The following is a 22,378-nucleotide window of genomic DNA, read 5'->3' on the forward strand; positions in this document are numbered from 1 at the left end:
CATGCTGCAACTCATGGGCGCCATCGACACCGACCACGCCACCGTCTACCTCGACGACCAATCGGACCTCGACTTCTACGTCCTGCCCAAGGTGCCCATCATGCGCCGCGACGACCAGAACAAGGCCGTCTTCAAGTACGTGAAGTACCGCACGCCCAAGCCGCTGCCCAACGGCGACGTCGGCGCCGCGCTCGTCTTCATGGACATCGAACTGGCCCTCACCGACGCCCAGGACGCGGCCTTGCGCCAGCGGCTGGCCGAGCTGGTGCAGAGCCGCCGGGGCCAGGGCGCGCCGCCCGTCGACCCCAAGACGCTGGTGCTGTCCAAGCCGCAGGTCAACGATGCCACCGTGAGCGTCGAGATCCTCGCCGACAGCGGCAACCTGGTGCAGAAGGTCAACCACGCGGGCAAGCCGTCGATGTTCGGCGACAATGTCGTGGCCGTCTCGGCCGAGCTCACCCAGTTCGGCGCGCCGGTCTTCGAGGCCGTCATGAAGAGCGAGGGCGCCGGTGGCGTGCGGGTCGTCTACGACCTGACCTTCAGCGCCAGGATGCCGCCGATCAGGGCGTTCGGCCACTGGACTGCGACCAAGTTCTACAGCTTCGTCCAGCAGGTCGACTTCGAGGAGAACTTCTGGAGCGCCGACGACTTCAGCGAGCGGGTGAACGAGACGTTCGCCAACTCCGAGTCCCGGTTCGTCGAGGTCGACCCCGGCGGCTCCGTCAGCAGCGACCCGGCCAACGCCAAGGTCATCGACACCCTGCGCGAGGCCGTCACCAAGCAGCTCGACGAGGCGGTCAAGCGCAACCTGCTGGAGGCCATCGCGCCGGAGAACCGCGACTTCTCCAAGATCCGCGACGAGGACTTCGAGCACATCAAGCGCGACGTGACCGTCAACAAGTCCTCCGACGTGCACATCGAGTTCAGGGAGCGGCAGGTCACCGAGGTCGAGGTGCACCCGCAGGCCAACATGCAGTCGGTGGTCTCCCAGGGCTTCACCTGGGAGGACTACGCGATCGAGGTGGACGTCAACGACCCCTTCTTCGACATGTTCACGCTGCCGATCCAGGTCAACGCCGAGTTCGAGGTGCTGCCGATCTTCAGTGTGGACGTGAGCATCCACTACCCGCCCAGCCCGGTGCAGACCTTCACCTTCCGCAACGCCAACGACCTGCACAAGTTCCAGGTGTTCCGGGACGGCAGGCCGAGCGCCTTCAAGTACCGCTACGTCGTCAACTACAAGGGCGAGAGCCGTACGTTCGACAGCGGGCTGCTGGACGGCGAGGGCACCGACCTCAAGATCAACGTCGATGAGCTGGGCCTCTGGATGGTCGACGTCGAGATCGGCGACATGAACTTCGACCAGGTCACCAGGGCCGTGCTGACCCTGGAGCACCCGGAGATCTCGCCCGGTGTGCCGCCGGTGGCGACCTTCCAGATCAACAAGGACACCAAGACGCTCAAGGTCAAGGAGGTGCTGCTGCAGCCGGTGCAGGCCTACGGCGGCTCGATCAAGTACTTCATGAAGGACGGCCGCGAGTTCGTCAGGAAGTTGTCCGGGCTGAGGGGCCCGCGCTACAACGTCGACGACCCGTTCTCGGCCACCAAGGTCGTGCAGATCCGCAGCAGGGGCGACTTCGAGCGCAGTATCGACTCGATCTTCGTGGACTTCACCTACGTCGAGGCGGGCAACGACTTCAGGCAGACGCCGTCGGCCGTCATCACCAAGGACGGCAGGTTCAAGGACATCTCCTTCCCCGTCATCGACGAGAACGCCGGCGTCTTCACCTATCAGGCCATCACCACCTTCCGCGACGGCACCACCAGCGACAGCGGCGTCAAGCCGGTCGAGGGCCGGACGCTGATCCTCGGCGAGAAGTCCGAGACGCTCACCGTCAGGCTGGTGCCCGACCTCATCGACTGGACGCTCGTCAAGCTCGTCACGTTCGAGCTGCACTACCTGGACCAGGTCAACCACATCGACGAGCGCGAGACCTTCACCTTCCGCAAGGGCGCGGGCGATGCGGTGTTCGAGCTCGGCCTCAGGGAGAACTCGCCCAAGGAATACACGTGGAGGGCCAAGTTCTTCATGGTCGACGGCACTCGCGTGGAGAGCGAGTCGCCCGAGCGCGTCACCGACGAGACCCTCGTCATCGAGCCCCCCGCCTAGAGGAGCCGGACATGCTCATCGAGGCACCGCCGTACTTCATGATCGACGGCGTGCTGGTGCTGCCCGACCATGTCGACAGGCAGCGTTACTACTACATGCCGCTCGCCCCCTCCTTCGTCACGCGGGAGCAGGGCGGGCGGCAGGTGCCGCAGTTCAGCCTGCTGAAGTTCCGCTCGGCGACACGAGCGGGCGGGTTCGCCGACTTCGACGTGCATCTCGGGATGCCGGCCGAGCGGCAGGCCCGGGTGGCGGGTGAGCTGGAACGGCTGGCGGGGCTGCCCGGCACGCCGACGCTGGCCCCCGTACCGGTGATCGACGGCAGTGTCAGCCTCATGCTGTTCGGCCAGGCCAGCGGCACGCCGGGCGGCGGTGGCTCGCCCGGCGCCATGGTCAGGCAGATCAGGCACGCGGCCAAGCCCGCGCTGTTCGGCGACAACATGGCCGCCTTCTCCGTCGAGCTCGACCCGCAGGGCGTCACGCTGCTGGAGGCGGCGATGGAGCAGCTGGCGATGTCGCCGATCGGCGTCGTGTACAGCCTGGACTACCTGGCGCTGCGGCCCGCCTACCACGTGCGGCTCAGCATCGACTGGAACAGGACGCAGGAGATCCTCGACGAGAGCTTCGGCCACGAGGGGCAGTTCACCTCCGTCCAGATCCAGGACGTGATGGAGAAGCTGGAGGACGAGCGGGCCATCCGCTTCGAGGTCGACACCACGATCCCCGAGGACGAGGAGAACGGCTCGTTCACCTCGCGCAGGGACGCCGCCGTCGCCAGGGCGCGCGACATGATCACCGATGCGTTCTTCGAGAGCTCGCTCGACCCGCTGCGCACACCGCCCGACGGCTGGGACCGGGCGCGCGAGGTGATCGACTCCTTCTCACCGCAGCGGACGACGCCGCTCGGCGTCTTCAGCTACAAGAAGACGCACTTCACCAGGATCGACGTCAAGCGCCTTGACGTCGACATGTCCGAACGCATCACCGTACGGCGCACCATCTATCCGCAGGGCCACCTGGGCGGGCTGTTCGGCTCGGTCGAAGGGGCCGACTGGAAGGAGCACGTCCGAGAGGTCGACGTCGACGACGCCTGGTTCAAGCGGCGCAAGGTCAAGCTGATCTCGCATGCCGACTTCGAACGCGACCCGATCAGGTCGATGACCGCGACGCTGACCTACCACGGCACCACCAAGACCGTGCACCTGGACAAGAGCACACCCGTGGGCGAGGCCGAATGGCCGTCGGCGATCGTGGCGGGCAAGATGATCGAGCCGGTCGATCTCAGGTTCCACGTCGACCTGCTGCCCGACGGCGCGGGCGAGCGGCCGACCCGGCTGCAGTCGCCGAGCAGCCAGATTCTCGGCGAGACCGAGGGCATCGAACCCCGCACGCTGTTCGCGCGGGAGGCGCTGCCGGTGCTCACGCTGCCCGGCTTCCCCTGGCACCGCTACCCGCTGGTGGAGGTGGAGCTGCGCTACGACGATCCCGCGCACCGCATCAGGCAGCACGACGTGGTCAGACTGACCCAGGCCCAGCCCGACGCCGTGTGGGAGAGGTTCCTGGTCGGCGAGCCCGCGGGACCGGCCGTGGCGAAGATCACCTACCGGGCGGCCGACAACCGCGACCACGTCACCGCGCCACTGCCGGTGCTGCTGCCGCAGATCGACGTGTTCGACCCGTTCCCGCTGCGGCTCAAGGTGGCCATCGTGCCGCTGCTGGACTTCACACTGGTCGATCGGGCCTTCGTCGACCTGGTGTACGAGGACGCGGCGCACGGGATCAGGGTCGAGGACTCCATCGAGGTCGTCCAGGGCCAGCAGCCGAGGCCGTTCCTGGCCGACCGCGTCGACCCTTCGGCCAGCCGGGTGTCCTACCGCATCACGCTGCTGATGAAGGACATGACGGTCATCGAAGGGCCGAAGTCGAGCACGCTGGCCAACCGCATCATCGTCAAGACGGAGGTACGCGGGCACCGCTCGGTCACCCTGCGGGCGCCCGCCGACTTCGCCGGGCAGGGGCTGAGCCGGATCAAGGTGGAGGCGCGGGCGCACGACAGGCTGACCGGGATGTCGTTCGCCGACTCCTTCGAGTTCGACGCGCCGGGTGCGAGCGGGCTGTTCGAGTTCGACTTCGCCGATCCTTCGGCCGACGGGTTCGAGCTGCGGATCCAGCGTTTCTTCAGCAACGGCCTCGACGCCGTGCAGGACTGGCGCCCCTTCGACGCCGACGTCGTCACCGTCTGACCTCACCACCACTGGGCTTTCCACCACTGCGCAGGGAGACGCGCGATGCTGCAGTTCACTTCACGCTCCTTCGAGGTCGACGGCGTGCACGTCTTCCAGGACCACGAGGACAAGGACCAGCTCTGGTACCTCGCCACCGAGGTGCAGTTGCGCGAGCGGGCCGACGGCAAACCGGCCTTCACCTTCATCAAGTTCAGGCCCGAGGTCAACGACGCGGGCGTCGAGGGCGGCGGCTTCCTCATGTTCGAGTCCGCCGTGGTGCTGCCGCCCGCGACCCGGGGCCGGATCATGGCCAAGGCGGCCGAGCTCAGCTCGGCCCCACGCCTGGCCCCCGTGCCCGTCGAACGCGGCACCGTGCGCTGCCTGGCCCTCAACCTGGAGGGCAGCGGCGGCACGGTGGCCGCTCCGGCGCCGCCCGGCTCGTTCACCGCGGTCACCAAGATCCTCGGGGCGAGCAAGCCCTCGCTGGTCGGCGAGGAGACCGCCGCCTTCTCACTCGTCCTCGACCAGGCCGGGGCGATCATCCTGGAGCAGGCGTTCGACCAGCGCACGGCGCCGATCGGCGTGATCTACGACCTGGAGTACTCCGGGCTGACCCCCGACCTGCACGTGGAGATCACGGCCGACCTCGAACGCGTCTACACGCACTTCTCGGCCGGGCTGGACGCGCAGATCTACTGGTTGCGGGTGGGCATCGACGCCGGGTTCGAGGAGCTGGTGCAGAACGGCGCCATCCGCATCAAGGTCATCGACTTCGAGGGCGACGCCGACAAGGACGCACAGGAGAGGTGGGCGCTGGACTTCTTCAAGACCGACCTGCTGGCCAAGTGGTTCGAGCCCTCGCTCGACCTGGGCAAGCTCAAGGGCGAACAGCAGCCTGAGGGGCTCGACGCCGTGCTGGAGCGGCTCAAGCGCCTCGGTGCTCCCGGCGGGGGGACACCGGGTGGGGGGACACCGGGTGGAGGGGCGCCCGGTGGGGGGACGCCGGGCGGAGGTGGTGGGACTCCCGGCGGTGGCACACCGGGAGGAACGCCCGGCGGCACCCCCGGGGCCCTGCCCGGCGCCGTGCTGACGATCACGCAGACCACGCCCACGCCGCTCCCCCCTGGGTTCGGCCTCACCCTGACCCCCGGCACCCCGGCGAGCACGACCGAGACCCTGCACGTCACCGGCCCGGCGGGAGCCGTCGTCACCGTGGACGGGCAGCCGCGTCCCGTCGGCCCCACCGGCACGCTGACCGTCGACGTCCAGCCGTCGAGCACGCACCCGATCACCGTCGACTGGCCGGCCGCCCCGCCCGTCACCGAGACGTTCAAGCTGTTCTTCACCTTCGACCGGCCGCCGGAGGCCGGGTTCTCGCCCACGCCCAGCAATCCGATCTTCAACTCCTATCTGCTGGGCAACCCGCTGCCGCAACCGCCAGGCGACCCGCGCTTCGTCGCCAGCACCGCACCCGGTCGTACGGCTCCGCCGTCCGGCGCGGCGGCGTTGCGCGAGTGGCTCGACCGGCTGGCCGTACCCAAAAGCGTCGCCATCGAGGCGCACTGCAGCTTCGAGGGCACCGACACGCCCGCGATGGCCGCGCTCAACCAGTCGTTGTCGGAGCGCCGGCTGGCCATCGCCAGGGGCCTGGTCGGCAACCGGGCGGTGATCAGCTCGGGAGTCGCACTCGGCTTCACCCGCTCGCGTACCCGTGTGCTCGGCGGCGATCCCGGCAACCTGGAGGAGGACCGGGTCGCCGAGCTCACCGGCCGGATGCCGGGCGCCACCCCGGCCGTCGGCATCAGGGCCACCCTCACCCGGGCCGCCCGCCCGGTCACGCCCACGCCGACTCCCACGCCCACTCCAACCCCGACGCCCACTCCAACGCCCACACCGACACCGACACCGACGCCTCAGCCGGGTGGCGGCGGCACGCAGACGCCCGCGCTGGTGTCCTTCCAGCTCAAGTTCGTCCGCCAGGAGGAGCGCAAGAAGCTCACCTTCGTCTACGAGCGCAAGAAGGCCGTCAAACGCACCTACGCGCCGCAGGGCTTCGTCGGACTGCTCGTCGCCCCGCTCAACAGGAGCGAACACTTCGTCGAGGTCGACCTGGACGACCCGTTCTTCCGCGAGCTCACGGTCGACGTCCAGACGCCCGTCGACTTCGAGGCCATCGGCCTGTTCGCCAGCGACGTCACGATCGAGTACGGCGATCCGGGCGACGCCGAAGGCCATCGGCTCCAGGACTTCAGGCTCGCGCCCGGCGATGCGGGGCCCAAGAGGTTCGCCACGTTCCTGAACAAGGAGCACGACATCGGCTTCCAGGTCGGGATGCAGCATCACTTCCACGCCAACTCGGGCTGGATCGGCGAGCGGCTCAGCTACGAGATCCCGCCCCGGGCGAGCAAGGACCGCACGCTCAAGGCCGATCCGCACGACGACCTCGGCTTCCTCCGACTGCAGATCTTCCCCAACCGGATCGATCCCGGCATCGTCGAGGCCGTCGACGTCGAGATGCGCTACGACGACCAGGCCGGCTTCGCCCGGCGTGACACCTTCCGCGTCAAGCCCGGCGAGGCGCCCCAGCTGTGGCGGCTGCGCCTGAGCAGGCCCGAACGCCGTACGTGGAGCGCGCATTTCACCCATCACCTGAAGAACGGCACCCGCCGTACCTCTCCCGTCGTCGAGGGCGACGCCTCCTTCCTGCCGGTCGACGATCCGTTCGCCGACTCGATCGACATCGTCGCCGTGCCGCTCTTCCCGGCCGGGACGGTGCGTACGGCGTTCCTGGACGTGGACTACGACGACGACGCCAACGACTACCACCGCAGGGAACGCATCGAGATCCCCGGCGACGCCGTGCGCCCCGTGCCGTTGCGTATCGCGCTGCTCGATCCCGCGCGGCGGGAGTTCACGTACCGGATCACGCTGGTGACCTCGGACGGCAGGCTGGATCAGCGCGCCCACGTCACGGGCGAGGAGACACTGATCGGGATCGGGCCGTGAGCGAGGCGAGGGCCGCGCTGCTGCGGCTCGTCCCGGACATACCTCCACATCTGGCGGCCGTGCTCCGCCGCCTGGAGTCCAGCGCCTGGCCCGAGGTCGCCTGGACCTGGAGCAGGCTCACACCGTCCGGCTTCCCGGTCGAGGTGACCGCCGGTCCGTACGGCGATCGGCCCCGCTGGACGGCCGAGGTGGCCGGGCCCGAGCTGGACGACCACGAGCGACTGGCCGGCGCCGTCGAGATGCTGCGCGCGGCCGGTCAGGCGCCGCCCGCCGAACTGGTCGACCGGCTCGCCGCCGGGCAGAGGGGTGGCGATCTGCTGTTCGGCGCCTGGATCGGCGGTCGGGGGGCGGGCGGGCTGAAGATGTACGCCGAGGTTCGCCGCCTGGAGGACGCCGGGCCGCCGCCGCACATCTCGGCGCTGTGGCGGACGCTGCCCGCGGGGAGCGTGCCGCTCATGGCGGGCATCGAGCCGGGCAAGGGGCGTACCGAGGTCTATGTCGCCCTGCCTTCCGGTGATCCGCTCGATCTGGTGCCGTTCCTGCATGCGAGCGGGTACGCCGGGGCGTTGAACGCCTTGGCGCGGCGGTTGCCCGACGGGCTGGATCGGCTGCGGGGGCGCAGGCTTGGGGTGAGCCTGGCGTGGGGGGAGGTGGCAGGGGTTGAGGTGGCAGGGGTTGAGGTGGCGTTGTTCGTTTCCGCCCGGACGTTGTTTCCCGGGGCGTCGGAGTTGCTCGGGGGGGTGATGCCGGGGGTGGTGGTGCCTGAGGGGGTTCGGTTGGGGCTGGTGGGGTTTCGGTTGGATCCGGCCGGGGGTGCGCCGCTGGTCAGCGTGGGGCTCGCGCCGGTGGCGGCGTCGCGTCGGCCGGTCGAGGGGGCGGCGCTGGTGGCGGGGTGAGGCGGTCTGTGCGTTATGCCCCTGGGGTCGCGCTGACTTGCGTTATGCGCCCGGGGTCGCGCTATGCCCCTGGCTTGCGTTATGCGCCCGGGGTCGCGTTATGCCCCTGGCCTGCGTCATACCCCCGGACTCGCTTCATGCCCCCGGGTTCCAAGGGTCGTAGTCCGACTCCAGGGGCTCCTGGACCGGGCGCAACTCCTCGGGGACGTGCTGCAGGTTCACCCTGATGCGGGTCCAGGTCGAGCTGCGGCCCCGCATCGAGTCGACCAGGACGTCGGCGGGCCGCAGGTGGCGTGCGGCCTCCGGATGGCGGGACTTCCAGCGTTCGAGTCCGGCCAGCGCCTCGGCCTTCCCCGCCGACCTGGCGATCTCGACGAGCGGCATGGCCGAGCGGCGGCGGCCTTCGGCCGAGGCCCCCCTGGGCGCCTTGGGCGCGGGGCCGAGCTTCTCGGCGAGCTCCAGCAGCCCGGTGAGCGATCCGGCATGCCCATCCATGTCAGCCCAGGGATCGCCGATCTCCGCGAAACGGGCGGGAACCGTGGCCACGGTGAACGCCGCGGGGTCGCAGCCGGGTACCTCGTCCCAGGTCAGCGGCGTGGACACCCTGGCATCCGGCACCGGCCTGACGGAGTAGGCGGAGGCGACCGTACGGTCATAGGCGTTCTGGTTGTAGTCGACGAACACCCCCTCGCGTTCCTCCTTCCACCACTTGCTGGTCGCGATGTCCGGCGCCCTGCGTTCCACCTCGCGGGCCACGGTCTCGGCGGCCTTGCGCACCTCGGCGAAGCCCCACAGCGGCTCGATACGCGCATAGACATGGAAGCCTCGCGAGCCGGACGTCTTGGGCCACGAGGTCAGGCCGTACTCGCCCAGCACCGCGCGGACGACCTGCGCGGTCTGCAGCACCTCCGCCCACGGCACGCCGGGGATCGGGTCGAGGTCGATGCGCAGCTCGTCCGGTCTGGCGAGGTCGTCGGCCTGGACCGGATGCGGATTGAGGTCGACGCAGCCGAGATTGACCGCCCACAGCAGGGCACGAAGATCACGCACCACCACCTCGTCCGCACTGCGCCCCGAGGCGTACCTCAGCTCCGCGACCTCGATCCAGTCCGGCCGCTTGGCCGGGGCCCGCTTCTGGAAGAAGGCCTCCTCCTCGATGCCGTGCACGTAACGCTTGAGGATCATCGGGCGGCCCTCGACGCCGCGCAACGCCCCTTCGGCGACCGCCTCGTAGTAGCGGATCAGATCCAGCTTGGTCAGCCCCGCCTGCGCGAACACCACGCGGTCCGGGTTACTGATCCGTACTTCGTCCGGCATATCGCCACGATACGCCTCGCCTCTGGTTGATCTACGCGCTACCGTGCCGTCAACGACGAACGGGGTGGAACCTTGCCACGGGGATTGCTCATCTGCCTGCTCGCCCTCACCCTCACCGCCTGTACGGCCGAGCCGCCTCCCACGGCCGATCCCCTCCCCTCGCCGGTGGCGACCGTACCTGCCGACCCGCCCGGCCGTGCGATCGCCGCCGACGACGTCGCCGCCTACGAGGCGGGAGCCAGGTCGAGCCCGAACCTGCGCCTGATCGCCAGCGTGACCAAGCGCCCGCCGTTCAACACCGAGGCGGCGCTGGGCACCGACCTCGCCTTCACCGGCCACTACGCCGTGGCGGGCAACTACGAGGGCTTCACGATCTACGACATCGCCGAGCCCGCCAAGACCGCGATCGTCGCCGAGGTGTACTGCCCCGGTGTGCAGAACGACGTCACCGTCAGCGGCGACCTGCTGTTCGTCTCGGTCGACAGCCCCAGAACCGGCGAGAGCTGCCAGAGCCCGCCCTACACCGGGGACGGCGAGAGCCGCTGGGAGGGCATCCGCATCTTCGACATCGCCGACAAGTCGGACCCGCGCTACATCGGCTCGGTCGCCACGCCGTGCGGCTCGCACACCGCCACCCTGGTGCCTGGCGACGCCGAGCGCGTCTACCTGTACGTCTCGGCCGCGCCGAGCCGGGCGGCCTCCCCCGCGTGCGAGGAGCAGCGCGGCAAGATCAATGTGATCGCGGTGCCGCTGGCCGAGCCGTCACGGGCCGAGATCGTGTCCACACCCACGCTGATGGCCGACGGCGGCACCGATCCCGGCACCGACTTCGGCTGGGGCGGCTGCCACGACATCACCGCCTTCCCCGCCAAGAAGATCGCCGCCGCCTCCTGCATCGGCGACGCCCTGCTCCTCGACATCGCCGACCCCGTACACCCCAAGGTCCTCGACCGCATCCAGGACGACGAGCACTTCGGCTACTGGCACTCGGCCGTGTTCAACGCCGACGCCACCAGGGTCGTCTTCTCCGACGAGTTCGGCGGCGGCCGTACGACCGAATGCGACCCCGCCACCGGCCCGTCCTGGGGCGCCAACGGCATCTTCCACATCCGGAACGGCAAACTGCGCCCCGCCGGGTACTTCACCATCCCCCGCGCCGCCCTGGCCCCCAAGACGTGCAGCGCGCACAACGGCTCCCTGCTCCCGATCAAGGGCCGCGACATCATGGTCCAGGCCTGGTACGAAGCAGGCGTATCGGTCATCGACTTCACCGACCCGACCTCGGCCAAGGAAATCGCCTACTTCGAACGAGGCGTGTCGCCGTACTCCAACGCCGAGGAGTTCGGCGGCTCATGGTCGGCGTACTACTACAACGGCCACATCTACTCCAGCGACATCTTCAAAGGCCTGGACATCCTCGAACTCTCCGGCCTTCCCCTGACCCCCGCCCCCCTCCCGGAGTTCAACGCCCAGACCCAGCCAGGCTGACGCGGGAGGCTGTCAGCTTTCCTTGGTTTTGGCTGCCTGGCGGCGGAGGTCGGCCTGGAGGGAGCGTTCCTGGCGGAGCCAGGTGGGGTTCTCGGTCTTCAGGGTGTCGATCTGCTCGGTGGTCAGGGGCTCGGTGATGCCGCCTCTGAGCAGGCCGGACAGGGAGACGCCGAGCTTGGCGGCGACGACCTGCTTGGGGTGGGGGCCGTTGCGGCGCAGGTCGGCCAGCCAGGTGGGCGGGGTGGCCTGCAGTGCGTTGAGCTCATCCCTGGAGACGAGGCCCTCCTGGAACTCGGCGGGCGTGGCCGACAGGAGGACGCCCAGCTTCTTGGCCGCGGTGGCGGGCTTCATCGTCTGGGTCGTCTTGGGCTTGAGCGAGGTCATGGGTCAAGGGTAGTCAGTCGGGAGCGGTCGTCCGGACATCGATAGGCTGACGGGGTGAGCGACGAGCAGAGCCCCGCAGCGTTCCGCCTGGCCTACGCCCCGGGTGTGACACCCGCCAAGTGGGCGGGCATCTGGGCCGAACGCATGCCGGACGTGCCGCTCGCCCTGCTGTCCGTACCCGCCGCCGAGCTGCCCGGTCTGCTGCGCGCGGGAGGGGCCGACGCCGCTTTCGTGCGGCTGCCGGTGGATCGGGAGGGGTTGAGTGTGATTCCGCTGTACGTCGAGACGACCGTGGTCGTGCTGCCCAAGGACCACGACGCGGCCAAGGCGGAAGAGGTCGGCGTTTCGGGGGTGTCCGACGAGGACGTTCTGCATCCGCTGGACGAGACCATCGTGTGGGAGACCCGGCCGGGGCAGCCCGCCTTCGAACGGCCTGCGACCACGGCGGACGCCGTCGAGCTGGTCGCGTCCGGGGCTGGGCTGCTCCTCGTTCCGCAGTCGCTGGCCCGGCTGCACCATCGCCGCGACCTCACCTACCGCCCCGTGCCCGACGCTCCCCAGTCGCAGGTGGCCCTGGCCTGGCCCGCGGGTGAGACGAGCGAGCTGATGGAGGAGTTCATCGGCATCGTACGCGGCCGTACGGCCAACAGCTCCCGAGGCCGCACCCAGCCCCCGCCCCGCCCCGCGGCGAAGGCGGCCAAGCCCACGAAGAAAGCGTCGAACCGCAAGGCGATCCCTCCCAAGAAGGGCGGCCGCAAGCCCCGCTGAGCCGCCCTGCGGCGTCAGGTCGCCTCGATGAGCCGAGCCAGCTCCTCGGCGAGTGGATAGGGCCGCTCGTCCAGGTGGCGGGTACGCAGATCGCCGGTGATGTCGGTGATGGCGACGGTCCACTTGTCGACGTAGCGTTCGACGGCCTCGCCGGACAGGCCGATCTGGATCGACCGGTACGGCAGGGCGTTCAGGTGGGCGTCGCGTTCGGGGTCCCACTGGATGCGGACCGGGCTCTCGCGCAGCCGTCGCCTCCACGCGCCCGGATCGGTTCCCGGTGGGGAGTGGCTCAGGCAGGCGTGGGTCAGCGCCCACTCGAACCCTTCACGGGTGAGGTCGATCGCCAGTACCCGGGCCTGGCCGGGCTTGGTGGCCCAGCCGCAGCGGTACATCATCCAGTGGAACGACGGCTTGATCCACGTCATCCGCTCCCGCTTGAACGGCGGGACGAACCGCTGCGCGGCCACGGCGGCATCGGCGACGGCGGCGTCGTAGGCCTGGTAGACGGTGATCGTGGTGTCGGTGTGGGCGGCACGAATCTGCCGATAGGGGATGTCCATCCGGCCCAGCGTCGCAGGGCTGGACCTGACGGATCAATCGGATTTGCCGGCCCCACACGCGACTCCACCAGGACCCGGAGATGAATACGTCAAAGTGCTCCAGCGGCCGGCAGCTGGAACTCGGCGTCGAGGAGACCTACCTGCGGATCATCCGCCTCCGGGCCGAACAGATGATCACCCGTCCCTTCGGCACTGATCTGGCTTCACCCTCGTCAGGAGCCTGCGCGGCGACGCTGGAGATGGTCAGTCGCCGCTGAGCACACTGGTGTTCTGGCAGGCGGCCAGGCGCCACTGCCCGTCTTCCCTTGCCATGACAAACAGGGGTGTGCCCACCTCCTCCGTCCCGTCGGGGTTCCGATAGACCTGGCGCACCTTCACGGCTGCAACGTCAGGACGGATGAACAGCACGTGTTCGACCTCGAACGTGACCGTGGTGTCCTTCATCCCTCCGGGAAGCACCTGGTGCGTGAACGCCGAGATCGCATCACGGCCGAAGAGCCGCTTGCCGTGGCCCGTTGTCCAGATCGCGTCAGCTCGGAACAGGGCAACGAACTCGTCGGCGAGCTCGTTGTTCTGGGCGTGCTCAACCGCGGCCACCACCTGTTTGATCGCTTCGATGTCGGTCTGGTGCGTCCGGTCGGCCATGTTCATTGTGCTCATGAGATGGACGGTAGAACCTCAATCTCGCTTGAGGTCAAGCGCCTTGATGATCCAATCTCAGACGACGAGCGTGCCCGAGACCAGCTCGTCGAAGCGCTCCATGTCCTCCGATGGACGGTCGATGCCACGCAACGGGCCATGCTCCACGAGGTGCGCCTCGACGTACAACCGCGCCACCAGCGCCTTGCGCGTGCCGTACCCGGAGCGCTCCTCCCACCCGGCCTGCTCCAGCAGCAGCGCCCCCGCATAGACGTCCGCCATGAACTGGGCCAGCGGAAACAGCCTCGCCTCCGCGACATCGGCGGGCAGCGACGACCACGCGGTGATCGCCTTGCGGAGGTCTTCGATCCGCTCCCGAACGACACCGTCGGAGCCGGATGGAGCCTGATCAAGAGCGGCGGACAGCCGGTCGAGGAACGGCTCGTGGGCGTGCTCGCGGAGCATCGCCCGGCGCACGTCCAGGCAGAGGATGTTGTCGCCGCCCTCCCAGATGGGGTTGTTTCGGGAGTACGGCTGACGCTGCCGCAGGTCAGCACACCCGCCCAGGCTGAAACCTAGCCTGACCTGCGGTTTTCTCGTTCGCTATTGATCAATTTCTTTCGGAGCCTTTCAAGCTCTGGCGGAACAGCGGCGGAACAGACGAGGTCAGAGCCGTGCACACTGCGTAATGCCTGCGGCAGATTCGCCGTTCCGGTTGCACGGCCGCGCAACCTCCAGTGCGCTGAGCCCATGCGGAAATGGTCTCCTCTGAACGACCGGCAGTTGAGCGTACTGCGGCGAGTCGGCGACGACACCGATCCGGTCACCGCACGCGACTCAGCGCTGGCCAACACCGTCTACGCGCTCAGAAACCGCGGTCTGGTCGTGACGCCCCGGCAGAACGGCGTCTGGCAGGCCAGAATCACCGAGGCCGGCCGGTTCTATCTTGAGCACGGATACCATCCCGACCGTCCCACCGCCGAAGAAACCGATCTCAAGTCAGCGCCGAAGGATCTCCCGGCTGACCTCATTCGGAGACTTCAGCTCGAAGATCACACCATCCAGTTGGATGACCCCACCGACGACGTCCGTGCCGCCTATCGCCGGGCGATCAGCGCAGTCAAACGCCGGGGACTGATCCCCGAGGGCTTCCAGCTCCTACACACCGGGCGCGACAAAGGCCCGTTGATCATCAAGCTCGCTCCGGCCGGGCGTGACGTCGAGACCGAATGGAACCGGATCCGGCTGGCGGCTCGCGACGAACTCACGGGTGCCGACTTCTTCGCCAGGCTAGAGACAGACTCCGGAAGCATTAGCGTCAGCGATGCCGTCCTTCCGCGCGCCCTACAACTGTTCCACACCCTGTCTCAGGCGGCAGACCGCCGCGGCCATGTGTTCGGCATGTCCCGCAAGACAGGGCGTCTATACATCCGGGTGCGGGAGCACTTGTACACGATCGGCATCTCCGAAGGTGCGGATCAGGTTCCGAGACCTCTGGCGCCGGATGACTGGCAATTGCGGGAAGGCTACTCGTGGCAGCGAGTCACGCCACGCGAATACGACTCCGTCCCCAACGGCGTGCTGCACCTCACGCTCGGCACTCCCCCGAATGTCCACCGCAGCTGGAAGGACAAGGACCGGAGCAAGCTGGAGAACCGGATCAAGGAAATCATCGACGCGGCCGAGCAACTGGCGGACCACGCGGACGAACGCCGGCGAGAGGCCGAGCGCGAACACCAGAAGTGGCGCATCGAGTTCGAGCGGCAGCAGGCTGAGCGTGAGCGTCGCGACGCTGAGGTCAGAGCTCGGTGGGAGGCCGCCATGGCCGGAGCACGGGTTCTCGCCGTGGAGGACCTTCGAAAGAAAGCGTTCGAGGAGGCCCTGGCCGACTGGCGCGCCGCCGCCGAGATCCGAGCGTTCTGCTCAGCCTTGGAAGAGGCAATGGATGGAACGGCTGCCTACGACTGGCTCGCCTGGGGCCGGGCCTGGGCGGACCTCCTCGATCCAGTCCAACATCCAGCTGATTTCCTGGAGAGCTTCTCTCCCGAACCCCGAGCAGATGATCTACGTCCGCACCTCGGCGAGTGGAGCCCCAATCGACCAGAAAAGGAGTATCGCCCCGCACCGCGTCCCGCTCCGAGTGCTATGAGCGTCGCTTCGGAGGCGAGGGCCTCAGGCTGGAGATGGGGACGCCAAGGTCCTTTTCCATGGTGGCGGCGATAGCGTCCTGCCCACAGCGCCGGAGCTCTCGAATCGCTCTCTCCATGAGCATCCCGAGGCGGATCACTTCCTTCCTCAGTGCCTCGAGTTCGTCGTAGCGCCGGATCGCCTTCCTTCCGCACCACTCCCGGATCTGCACCATGGCCAGCTCCGACCTGGCGCGGCGCTCCTTGGTGTACTCGGGATGAATGGTCGTCACCTCACCGGTCCGGGGATCACGACTGGTACGGCCGTGGACCGCTTCCAGTTTGAGGGAGTACTCCTCGTCGACAACCTTCTCCATGATCGCGTCTCCGTTGAGTTCCGCGACCTGCCGGGCAATCTTGACCGCCAGCGACCACGGTGCGATCACCACACCGTGACGGTCCACGTACGTCAGCGGCTCGGCGAGCAAGGCGTCGCGATCCCAGCCAAGCGCCTGGGATACGACGGTTGGATTCTCAATCTGGACCGAGCAGCATTCACGCGCGTTGTAACCCAGCTCGACGCCGTCGATCAGCTCCCATTCAAACAGCAGGTAGGAGACAGCCTCATACTGCGGCGTGTCTTCGGCGTGGTAGGAGACTTCGACTACCGCCGCCATCTTGCGCTCGTCCGCCAGCCACGGCTCGCGATCCGCCCAGGACACGATGAGGCGCCCACCGGGAACCGTGTCCTCACGGTCGCCATCATCAACAAACCGGACCACGTACTTGTTGGCGCCGGCCACCTTCTCGACGATCTCCACCCGCTCGACCCGGCATGTGTGGTCCCGCGCCTTGTTCCGGTAGGCCCAGACATCTCCCGCCTGCATGGCGCCATTCAATTCCACGCCCGACTTCATGTCCGGCAATCTCGACAATCTGCCGAACCCCTCACCTGTCGCTGGCTGCGGATCCCCGATCGTCTGGGCAGACACGTGACACCCCCAACGTCAATGCCGAGTTCGAGCGTGGAGGCGGCGGCACAGTCGTGAGCCCTTGGAAAAGCCTGCTCCGCCCGGACGTACTCCTTCATCGCCCGGGACACGCGAGACAGGACGGCCGTCACGGGGAACTCCCGCAAAGTGATGGACACGCTGACGCTGGATCTTGCTCAGTCCAGAGGAAACGAGAAGGCCGCCGATGGCGTTGAAGGACTACAGCAACGAGTTCAGGGCCGTGCCGTAACAACTCTTACCTGCTTCAATACCGATGGCAGCCATCCTGTGGACCTACGACTTTGTCGGCAGCCGCCAGTTTCCGCCTACACCTTGTGGATCTTCAAGATGAGGGCCGAGGCCTCGTGACCGTTGATCCCAACCCTGCGGATTCCGGTTTGGGAAGGCCGGGCAACCAGTCGGCGGCCAGCCACACGCCAGGGAGACTCTCCGATGGGGCCTATCCTTGATCCCCTACGATCTCGGCGGCTCGAATCCGGAGACCCACGTGGTGCGCTACAGATCCCGCAGGTTGCAGACACTGCTTGGCGTCGCCATCCATGAAGCCGAGTACCACCATTTCGCCGCGCTCCTCGGCGACCAGGAAGCCCGTGAGGCTGACGACCTGGATTACAAGGCCACCTACAAGGGGCCCAACATGAGCGACGACGTCGCGGTCGATGTGGCCACCTTCGCCAACGCACGCGGAGGGCTGATCGTGGTGGGATTCGGCGACGCGAACGGGATACCGAAGGCTTCGTCTCACCTGCCACTCACCGATGCGTTCGAGCGCGATCTTCAAGTGGCGATTGCGAATCGGGTTCACCCCGTACCGATCTATGACATGAAGCGGGTCATGGATCCATCCAGCACCGGCAATCCGCGCGAGGGGTTGCTCTTGATTGCGGTCCCCGCCAGCGCGAACGCCCCCCACGCCGTCTCCGACCCCACCGCCCAGGACCGCCCTCTCCGCTATCCCATGCGGGTTGGATCGCGGAAGGAGTGGATGACCGAGAACCAGGTGGCCGCCGCTTACCGCCGTCGATACGCCCGGGCAGTAGATGCGGGCGGGCGCGCCGCGAGCGTCGAAGCAGCTGTCCTCGCACGGGTTGCCAAGTCTACCCAGTACTCGCCGATCCCTCGGCCCATCTTGACCATTACCATCGCGCCGGACCTGCCCGGAGACGCGGCGATCAACCAGGAGAGCTTCGAGGCGTTCCAGAAGGGGCTTCCTCAGGAATCTTTGCTCCCAGGATCAACCGCTCCGTTCTTCGGCAAGTCCGGTGTAGGCGCTCGCCACTTCTGGGCGAAGGGGTACATGTCCGGCGACTATGCGTGGACGGAGCTTCACACCGACGGCACGGGTTCCATCGCAGTTCCCCTTGGGGGAGCCAATCGGATTCCCTCGCACGACGATGACGCACGAGAAGTCCTTGACTTCGACATTGCCCTGTTCACGATCGCCAGCCTTCGGTTCCTCGCACGATTTGCGACCGAGCGCTCAGGAGCATCGGGAACAGCGATCATGCGGACACGGATCCTTCCTGATGTGCTCGCCTTCGACCAGCCGACCGGACCACTTGCACGCGAGATCCATCGGCAGCTCGCCGACGGCCCTTCGGTTTTCGATCCGTCTTGCCCGTACAACCCCTCGGCCATGACTGCACTCACGACTATGTCATCGAGCGGGCTCGGTTTCATCGGTAGCTGGGTGGGACCGGACCCTGTGCGGGACGCCTACGCCGAAACCGTCGGCTTTCTCGATGACTTGGCCGGCGGAGGCGAACCACTCGCTATCGCAACAGGTCAACTACTAAACGCCCAGTTCCAGGCCTACGGAGTCGCGGCGGCCTCACAGATCGGGCCGGACGGAACGTTGAACATCAAGTCGTGGGGCCCGTACGGCACCAAGGTCGTCCAGTGGATCAAGGACCGGTAGTAGGCAGCGATGTAGCCGCAAGCAGTAGCTGGACATGATGGCCCTCAACTTTCGGAGTCCACCGGGATACCGACGACTTCGACCGCTACGCCGTGGTCTCGCCGAAGCGTGTCAGCCAGGGTCACAAGACCGATCTGGGCGAACGGGTAGAGCGACTCGGCGGTAAGCTCCTTGCCTTTGAGCAGGATGGCGAGTACGACCTTGCGCGGGACGAAGTCCTCCGGCACCTCGACCTGGCCGCCACTCAGCTTGGCGACCTTGGCCCGGAAGGCAACCCTCGCCTCCGGTTCGAGGAAGAGCGCTCGGACAGAGGCGAGCGCCTGGCCGAACAAGTGGTTCAGCGGCGCGGTGCTGTCCGCGGCCTTGACGTGCACCAGCACGTGATCGGCTGTGAATCCGTCGCAGGCCTCGAAGCCGCGACCACGGCTGTGGTGCGGACTCCTGATGAACTTCTGGTCAAGACAGATGTACCGGCGACGCCCCAGGATGTCCTGCATCCGCTGGTTGTAGTCCTCCTCTTCCTCTCCGGGGCGCCAGGGCAGCATCGTGACCGAGGGGTCAGGGGTGACGAGTTCGAGCATGCTCCGCCTGACGGAGCCCAGATAGGCGGCGCCGTACTCGAACCAGTCGCCGTCGATCAGCTCGTAGACGCGAGGTCCGATAGCCACAGTGGCCTCAACCCACCGAATCGCGCGCATCCGCTCGATGACTTCCTTCCCCTCCCGGTCGGAGCACATCTCCACGTGCCCGGCACGAAGGGCAGCCGTCGGCCTCGTACCGTTCAGCACCTTGCACCGCCAGCGCAGGTCCTCCAAGTCGAGCTCCTCCCGGACGATGGAGCAATTGCCCACCTTGATCCGGTATGAGCGACTCTCGTGACGACGGCTGACCAGTTCGGCGGGCACGACGACCCGCACCCGCATGTCGCCCTTGCCCCGAAGCCCTTCGTCGAGCAGTGCGTCGAGCTCAGCGTGCAGATCGGAGGTGACCGGCTGGATCGCCTCCAGCCCAGCGAACTCGGGTGGCACGTCCCGGCCGCTGATCTCGTTCAGCCGGTGGAGCAGCCCCAGGAACGCTCCCGGCTCCAGCGGAACGGCGAGCCGGAGACCGTCGCTGCCGTCGATGGAGACCTCCTCGCGGTGGTTGAGGCCGAGGTCGGCGGCCTGGATCAGGCCGCCGAGCCGCTTGACCAACTCGGCGTACTCCCGGATGCCGATGCCGCCGATGTGGATGCCCTCCGGGACGTAGGTGGCGTCGTGCCGAGAGACACCGCCCAGGGAGCGGCGGTCCACGTCGCGCACACGGCGCGGGTCAATGGCGCGCAGCACGCAGCGGAAGCCGAATCCTCGCTCCTTCGTCCCGGCGATGGCGAGATAGCCCTGGCCGAAGGTCAGGCAGTAGACGTACGGTCCGGCGGCGACGACAAGCACCGCCTCGCCGTCCTGCCTGATCAGACCCAACGGCACTCCGGTGAGCTGGGACAGCCCAGGACACCAGCCGACCTTGGCGGGCGGGATCTGCCGGTGGTAGAGCAGCGCGGGAGCTCCGGCGATGGTGAGCGGCGTGACGTCGACGCCTGCGGCTGCGAGACGGCCGGATGAGGTCGCATCGAACATCGCTTCTTCGGTGGGCTCGATGCCGGTCAGCCGGTAGACGGTGGCGGGCAGGGTCTCGGATGCCATGGCGGTCCTCCAGGGGAAGTGGGCGCAATTTTGCGCCGAGAGCGTCGCTTGCACCGAGTATGACTGAAAGCACTGTCAAATAGTTCCCCATTGTCGAAGGCTGCTTTTCCCGGCTACTATCGAAGCTGTCGTCAAGCGAAGGAAGACGTTGTGGCTCAGGTCCAGGCGCACGTGACCGCTGCGGAGATCTCCCGGCTCGCCGGAGTGACGCGTGCCACCGTCAGCAACTGGCGGCGTCGACACCCCGACTTCCCCTCCCCCGTAGCTGGCACCGAGGCCAGCCCCCTCTACGATCTGGAAGCCGTGCGCGCCTGGCTTGCCGAACGCGGCCATACCGGCAGCGGCTCCAGGCTCAACGAGTTGCGCACGCTGCTGCGACTGCGGCTCGGGACCGCCGTCGCCGCCAGGCTGCTGCCGTTCGTGCTAGCCGTCGCGCAGGAAGATGAGGTACGGCAGGCGGAGTGGTCGAAACTCTCCGATGAGGATCTCCCCGCCATTGCCACCCAAGCGGTCGTAGGCGGACCGTTCCCCGAATCCGAGCCCTATTCCGCTGACGACACGGTCTTGCTCCGGGCCATCGTCAACGCCGTCCTCAGCGAGGGCGGCACCGCCGTGGTCGACGTCCTAGCCGAGCGAGAGCTTACCGACCTCCACTCCCCAGGCTCAGTCAGCACGCCGCACGATCTGGCAACCCTGATGGCCGCACTGCTCCAGATGGGCGAGTCCTATCCGCAGACGGTCTTCGATCCCGCCTGCGGCGGAGGCTCGCTATTGGAGGCAGCCGGACAGCTCGGCGCCCAGCGACTGGTCGGCCAGGACCATCTGGAGATTCAGGCACTCCGCGCTGCCGTACGCCTCACGATTTCCATGCCCGATGCCAGCGCCACAGTGAAGGCCGGCGACACTCTGCGCGCTGACGCCTTTCCGGAACTGATGGCTGACGCGGTGCTTTGCAACCCTCCCTTCGGAGATCGGGACTGGGGACACGACGAGCTCGCCTACGACCCGCGGTGGACGTACGGCACGCCTTCACGCGGCGAAAGTGAGCTGGCCTGGGTGCAACACGCCCTCGCCCACCTCGTTCCAGGCGGCCATGCCGTCGTGCTGCTTCCACCCTCCACTGCCGCGCGCACGCCGGGCCGGAAGATTCGCACCGAGCTACTCAAGGCCGGTGCGGTGCGAGCGATCATCGCTCTGCCACCGGGCCTCGCCGTACCTCTCCACGTCGGTCTGCACATCTGGGTGCTGCGCCATCCGAAGCCGGACACTCAGGCAGGCCCCGTCCTGATGATGGACGTGGCGGGCGATTGGGACTCGATCACCGCATCCGCACTGGCATCCTGGCGCTCCTTCGCAGCCGATCCGGCAGGGTTCGCTCCCGTTTCAGGTTCGGTGCGAGCCGTACCGGTGATGGATCTCCTCAGCGACACCGTTGATCTCACGCCCATCCGGCACCTGCACCGTGTTCCCATCGATCCCGCCGAAAGCTCCCGCCGTGCCCGGCTACTGCTGGATCAGCTCGCCGAGACCCAAGATCGGCTCGCCGACGCCGTGCGGGCACAACGATGGACCGCGTCGGAGACGCTGAGCACGTGGCGCACGGCTGCGATCGCCGACCTGGTCAGGGGCGGTCTAGTCACAGTCCATCGTCCGGGCCCTTCCCCCAAACTGCTCCCGGAGGAGCATCTGACGCGCCCTGTCCTGACTGGAGGGGATATAGCCCGCGGCGAGCACGCCAGCGGGAGCACCTCCGACGAGCAAGTCGGCACACCCTTTATCGTGGCCGAAGGCGACGTGCTTCTTCCCAAAGTCATCGCCTCCCGCGAACGCGTCGTCTACCGAGTCGCCGACGACCAGGACGCCGGATCGCTGCTGGGCAGCAGCGCCGTCGCGCTCCGGGTAGACGCCGCCCGTATGGACCCCTGGTTCCTGGCGGGCTTCCTGATGACCGACGAGAACCTGACTGCCGCCTCTGGCCTGCGGGGCACCATCGCCGTCGATCCCCTGCGCTTCAAAGTGCCCCTCATGCCGCTCACCGAGCAGGCCCGGTACGGCGCAGCGTTTCGGGAGATGTTCTCTTTGGATCAGTCGGCCCGCCAAGCGCAGCAGCTCGCCGCGGACCTGGTCCGTACCGTGGCCGACGGCCTCACGGGCGGCGGCCTCGCTCCTCCCTGACACGAATCCCCACT

Annotated in this window: 17 protein-coding genes; 10 read left to right on the forward strand and 7 right to left on the reverse strand. The window is 67.7% G+C overall.

Annotated features, from left to right (window positions below; translation table 11 throughout):
• Position 1 precedes the first annotated feature (1 nt).
• From ACTWNK_RS29460 to ACTWNK_RS29475, 4 genes are read left to right on the forward strand one after another with little or no spacing between them, the layout of a single operon-like run.
• A complete protein-coding gene (locus ACTWNK_RS29460; RefSeq protein WP_474307803.1) occupies positions 2 to 2,170 on the forward strand; it encodes a hypothetical protein in 2,169 nt (722 codons plus the stop codon).
• Between the two features lie 11 nt (positions 2,171 to 2,181).
• Entirely contained in the window at positions 2,182 to 4,410 is a 2,229-nt protein-coding gene (locus tag ACTWNK_RS29465) for a hypothetical protein (RefSeq protein ID WP_474307804.1), read from the forward strand.
• 45 nt (positions 4,411 to 4,455) lie between these two features.
• Entirely contained in the window at positions 4,456 to 7,398 is a 2,943-nt protein-coding gene (locus ACTWNK_RS29470) for a hypothetical protein (protein ID WP_474307805.1), read from the forward strand.
• Entirely contained in the window at positions 7,395 to 8,294 is a 900-nt protein-coding gene (locus ACTWNK_RS29475; protein ID WP_474307806.1) for a hypothetical protein, read from the forward strand. The genes ACTWNK_RS29470 and ACTWNK_RS29475 overlap by 4 nt, the downstream gene beginning before the upstream one ends.
• A gap of 135 nt (positions 8,295 to 8,429) precedes the next feature.
• Here the strand turns inward: ACTWNK_RS29475 and ligD are convergent, their stop codons facing one another.
• Positions 8,430 to 9,611 (reverse strand): non-homologous end-joining DNA ligase, encoded by a 1,182-nt coding sequence (ligD, locus tag ACTWNK_RS29480; RefSeq protein WP_474307807.1) that lies wholly within the window; start codon positions 9,609 to 9,611, stop codon positions 8,430 to 8,432.
• Positions 9,612 to 9,683: 72 nt separating this feature from the next.
• Between ligD and ACTWNK_RS29485 the strand changes: the two genes are divergently transcribed.
• A complete protein-coding gene (locus ACTWNK_RS29485; RefSeq protein ID WP_474307808.1) occupies positions 9,684 to 11,099 on the forward strand; it encodes an LVIVD repeat-containing protein in 1,416 nt (471 codons plus the stop codon).
• Between the two features lie 12 nt (positions 11,100 to 11,111).
• Here the strand turns inward: ACTWNK_RS29485 and ACTWNK_RS29490 are convergent, their stop codons facing one another.
• Positions 11,112 to 11,483, reverse strand: a complete 372-nt coding sequence (locus ACTWNK_RS29490; RefSeq protein WP_474307809.1) for a DUF5997 family protein — start codon at positions 11,481 to 11,483, stop codon at positions 11,112 to 11,114.
• Positions 11,484 to 11,537: 54 nt separating this feature from the next.
• Here ACTWNK_RS29490 and ACTWNK_RS29495 point away from each other — a divergent pair, with 54 nt between their 5' ends.
• Positions 11,538 to 12,251: a LysR family substrate-binding domain-containing protein gene (locus ACTWNK_RS29495; RefSeq protein ID WP_474307810.1), complete on the forward strand. Its 714-nt coding sequence runs from the start codon at positions 11,538 to 11,540 to the stop codon at positions 12,249 to 12,251.
• Positions 12,252 to 12,265: 14 nt separating this feature from the next.
• Here the strand turns inward: ACTWNK_RS29495 and ACTWNK_RS29500 are convergent, their stop codons facing one another.
• The gene (locus ACTWNK_RS29500) at positions 12,266 to 12,811 is read right to left on the reverse strand and encodes a DUF4291 domain-containing protein (RefSeq protein WP_474307811.1); all 546 of its coding nucleotides are present in this window, start codon (positions 12,809 to 12,811) and stop codon (positions 12,266 to 12,268) included.
• 80 nt (positions 12,812 to 12,891) lie between these two features.
• Between ACTWNK_RS29500 and ACTWNK_RS29505 the strand changes: the two genes are divergently transcribed.
• Complete coding sequence (locus ACTWNK_RS29505) at positions 12,892 to 13,068, forward strand: hypothetical protein (protein ID WP_474307812.1); 177 nt, start codon at positions 12,892 to 12,894, stop codon at positions 13,066 to 13,068.
• Here ACTWNK_RS29505 and ACTWNK_RS29510 read toward each other — a convergent pair.
• A complete protein-coding gene (locus ACTWNK_RS29510) occupies positions 13,055 to 13,471 on the reverse strand; it encodes an SgcJ/EcaC family oxidoreductase (protein ID WP_474307813.1) in 417 nt (138 codons plus the stop codon). The two genes, ACTWNK_RS29505 and ACTWNK_RS29510, sit on opposite strands and share 14 nt — an antisense overlap.
• Before the next feature lie 57 nt (positions 13,472 to 13,528).
• On the reverse strand, positions 13,529 to 13,927 hold the full coding sequence (locus ACTWNK_RS29515) for a hypothetical protein (RefSeq protein ID WP_474307814.1): 399 nt from the start codon (positions 13,925 to 13,927) through the stop codon (positions 13,529 to 13,531).
• Positions 13,928 to 14,200: 273 nt separating this feature from the next.
• Here ACTWNK_RS29515 and ACTWNK_RS29520 point away from each other — a divergent pair, with 273 nt between their 5' ends.
• Positions 14,201 to 15,673, forward strand: a complete 1,473-nt coding sequence (locus ACTWNK_RS29520; protein ID WP_474307815.1) for a hypothetical protein — start codon at positions 14,201 to 14,203, stop codon at positions 15,671 to 15,673.
• On the opposite strand, the gene ACTWNK_RS29525 is transcribed toward ACTWNK_RS29520, so the two are convergent.
• On the reverse strand, positions 15,594 to 16,493 hold the full coding sequence (locus ACTWNK_RS29525; protein ID WP_474307816.1) for a hypothetical protein: 900 nt from the start codon (positions 16,491 to 16,493) through the stop codon (positions 15,594 to 15,596). The two genes, ACTWNK_RS29520 and ACTWNK_RS29525, sit on opposite strands and share 80 nt — an antisense overlap.
• A 541-nt stretch (positions 16,494 to 17,034) precedes the next feature.
• On the opposite strand from ACTWNK_RS29525, the gene ACTWNK_RS29530 reads away from it, so the two are divergent.
• Entirely contained in the window at positions 17,035 to 18,507 is a 1,473-nt protein-coding gene (locus tag ACTWNK_RS29530) for an AlbA family DNA-binding domain-containing protein (RefSeq protein ID WP_474307817.1), read from the forward strand.
• Between the two features lie 44 nt (positions 18,508 to 18,551).
• Here ACTWNK_RS29530 and ACTWNK_RS29535 read toward each other — a convergent pair whose 3' ends face one another.
• A complete protein-coding gene (locus ACTWNK_RS29535) occupies positions 18,552 to 20,243 on the reverse strand; it encodes a DUF6119 family protein (RefSeq protein ID WP_474307818.1) in 1,692 nt (563 codons plus the stop codon).
• 96 nt (positions 20,244 to 20,339) lie between these two features.
• On the opposite strand from ACTWNK_RS29535, the gene ACTWNK_RS29540 reads away from it, so the two are divergent.
• Positions 20,340 to 22,364, forward strand: a complete 2,025-nt coding sequence (locus tag ACTWNK_RS29540) for an N-6 DNA methylase (protein ID WP_474307819.1) — start codon at positions 20,340 to 20,342, stop codon at positions 22,362 to 22,364.
• The last annotated feature ends 14 nt before the right edge of the window (positions 22,365 to 22,378 follow it).

This window comes from Nonomuraea sp. IBHARD001 (assembly GCF_056106265.1).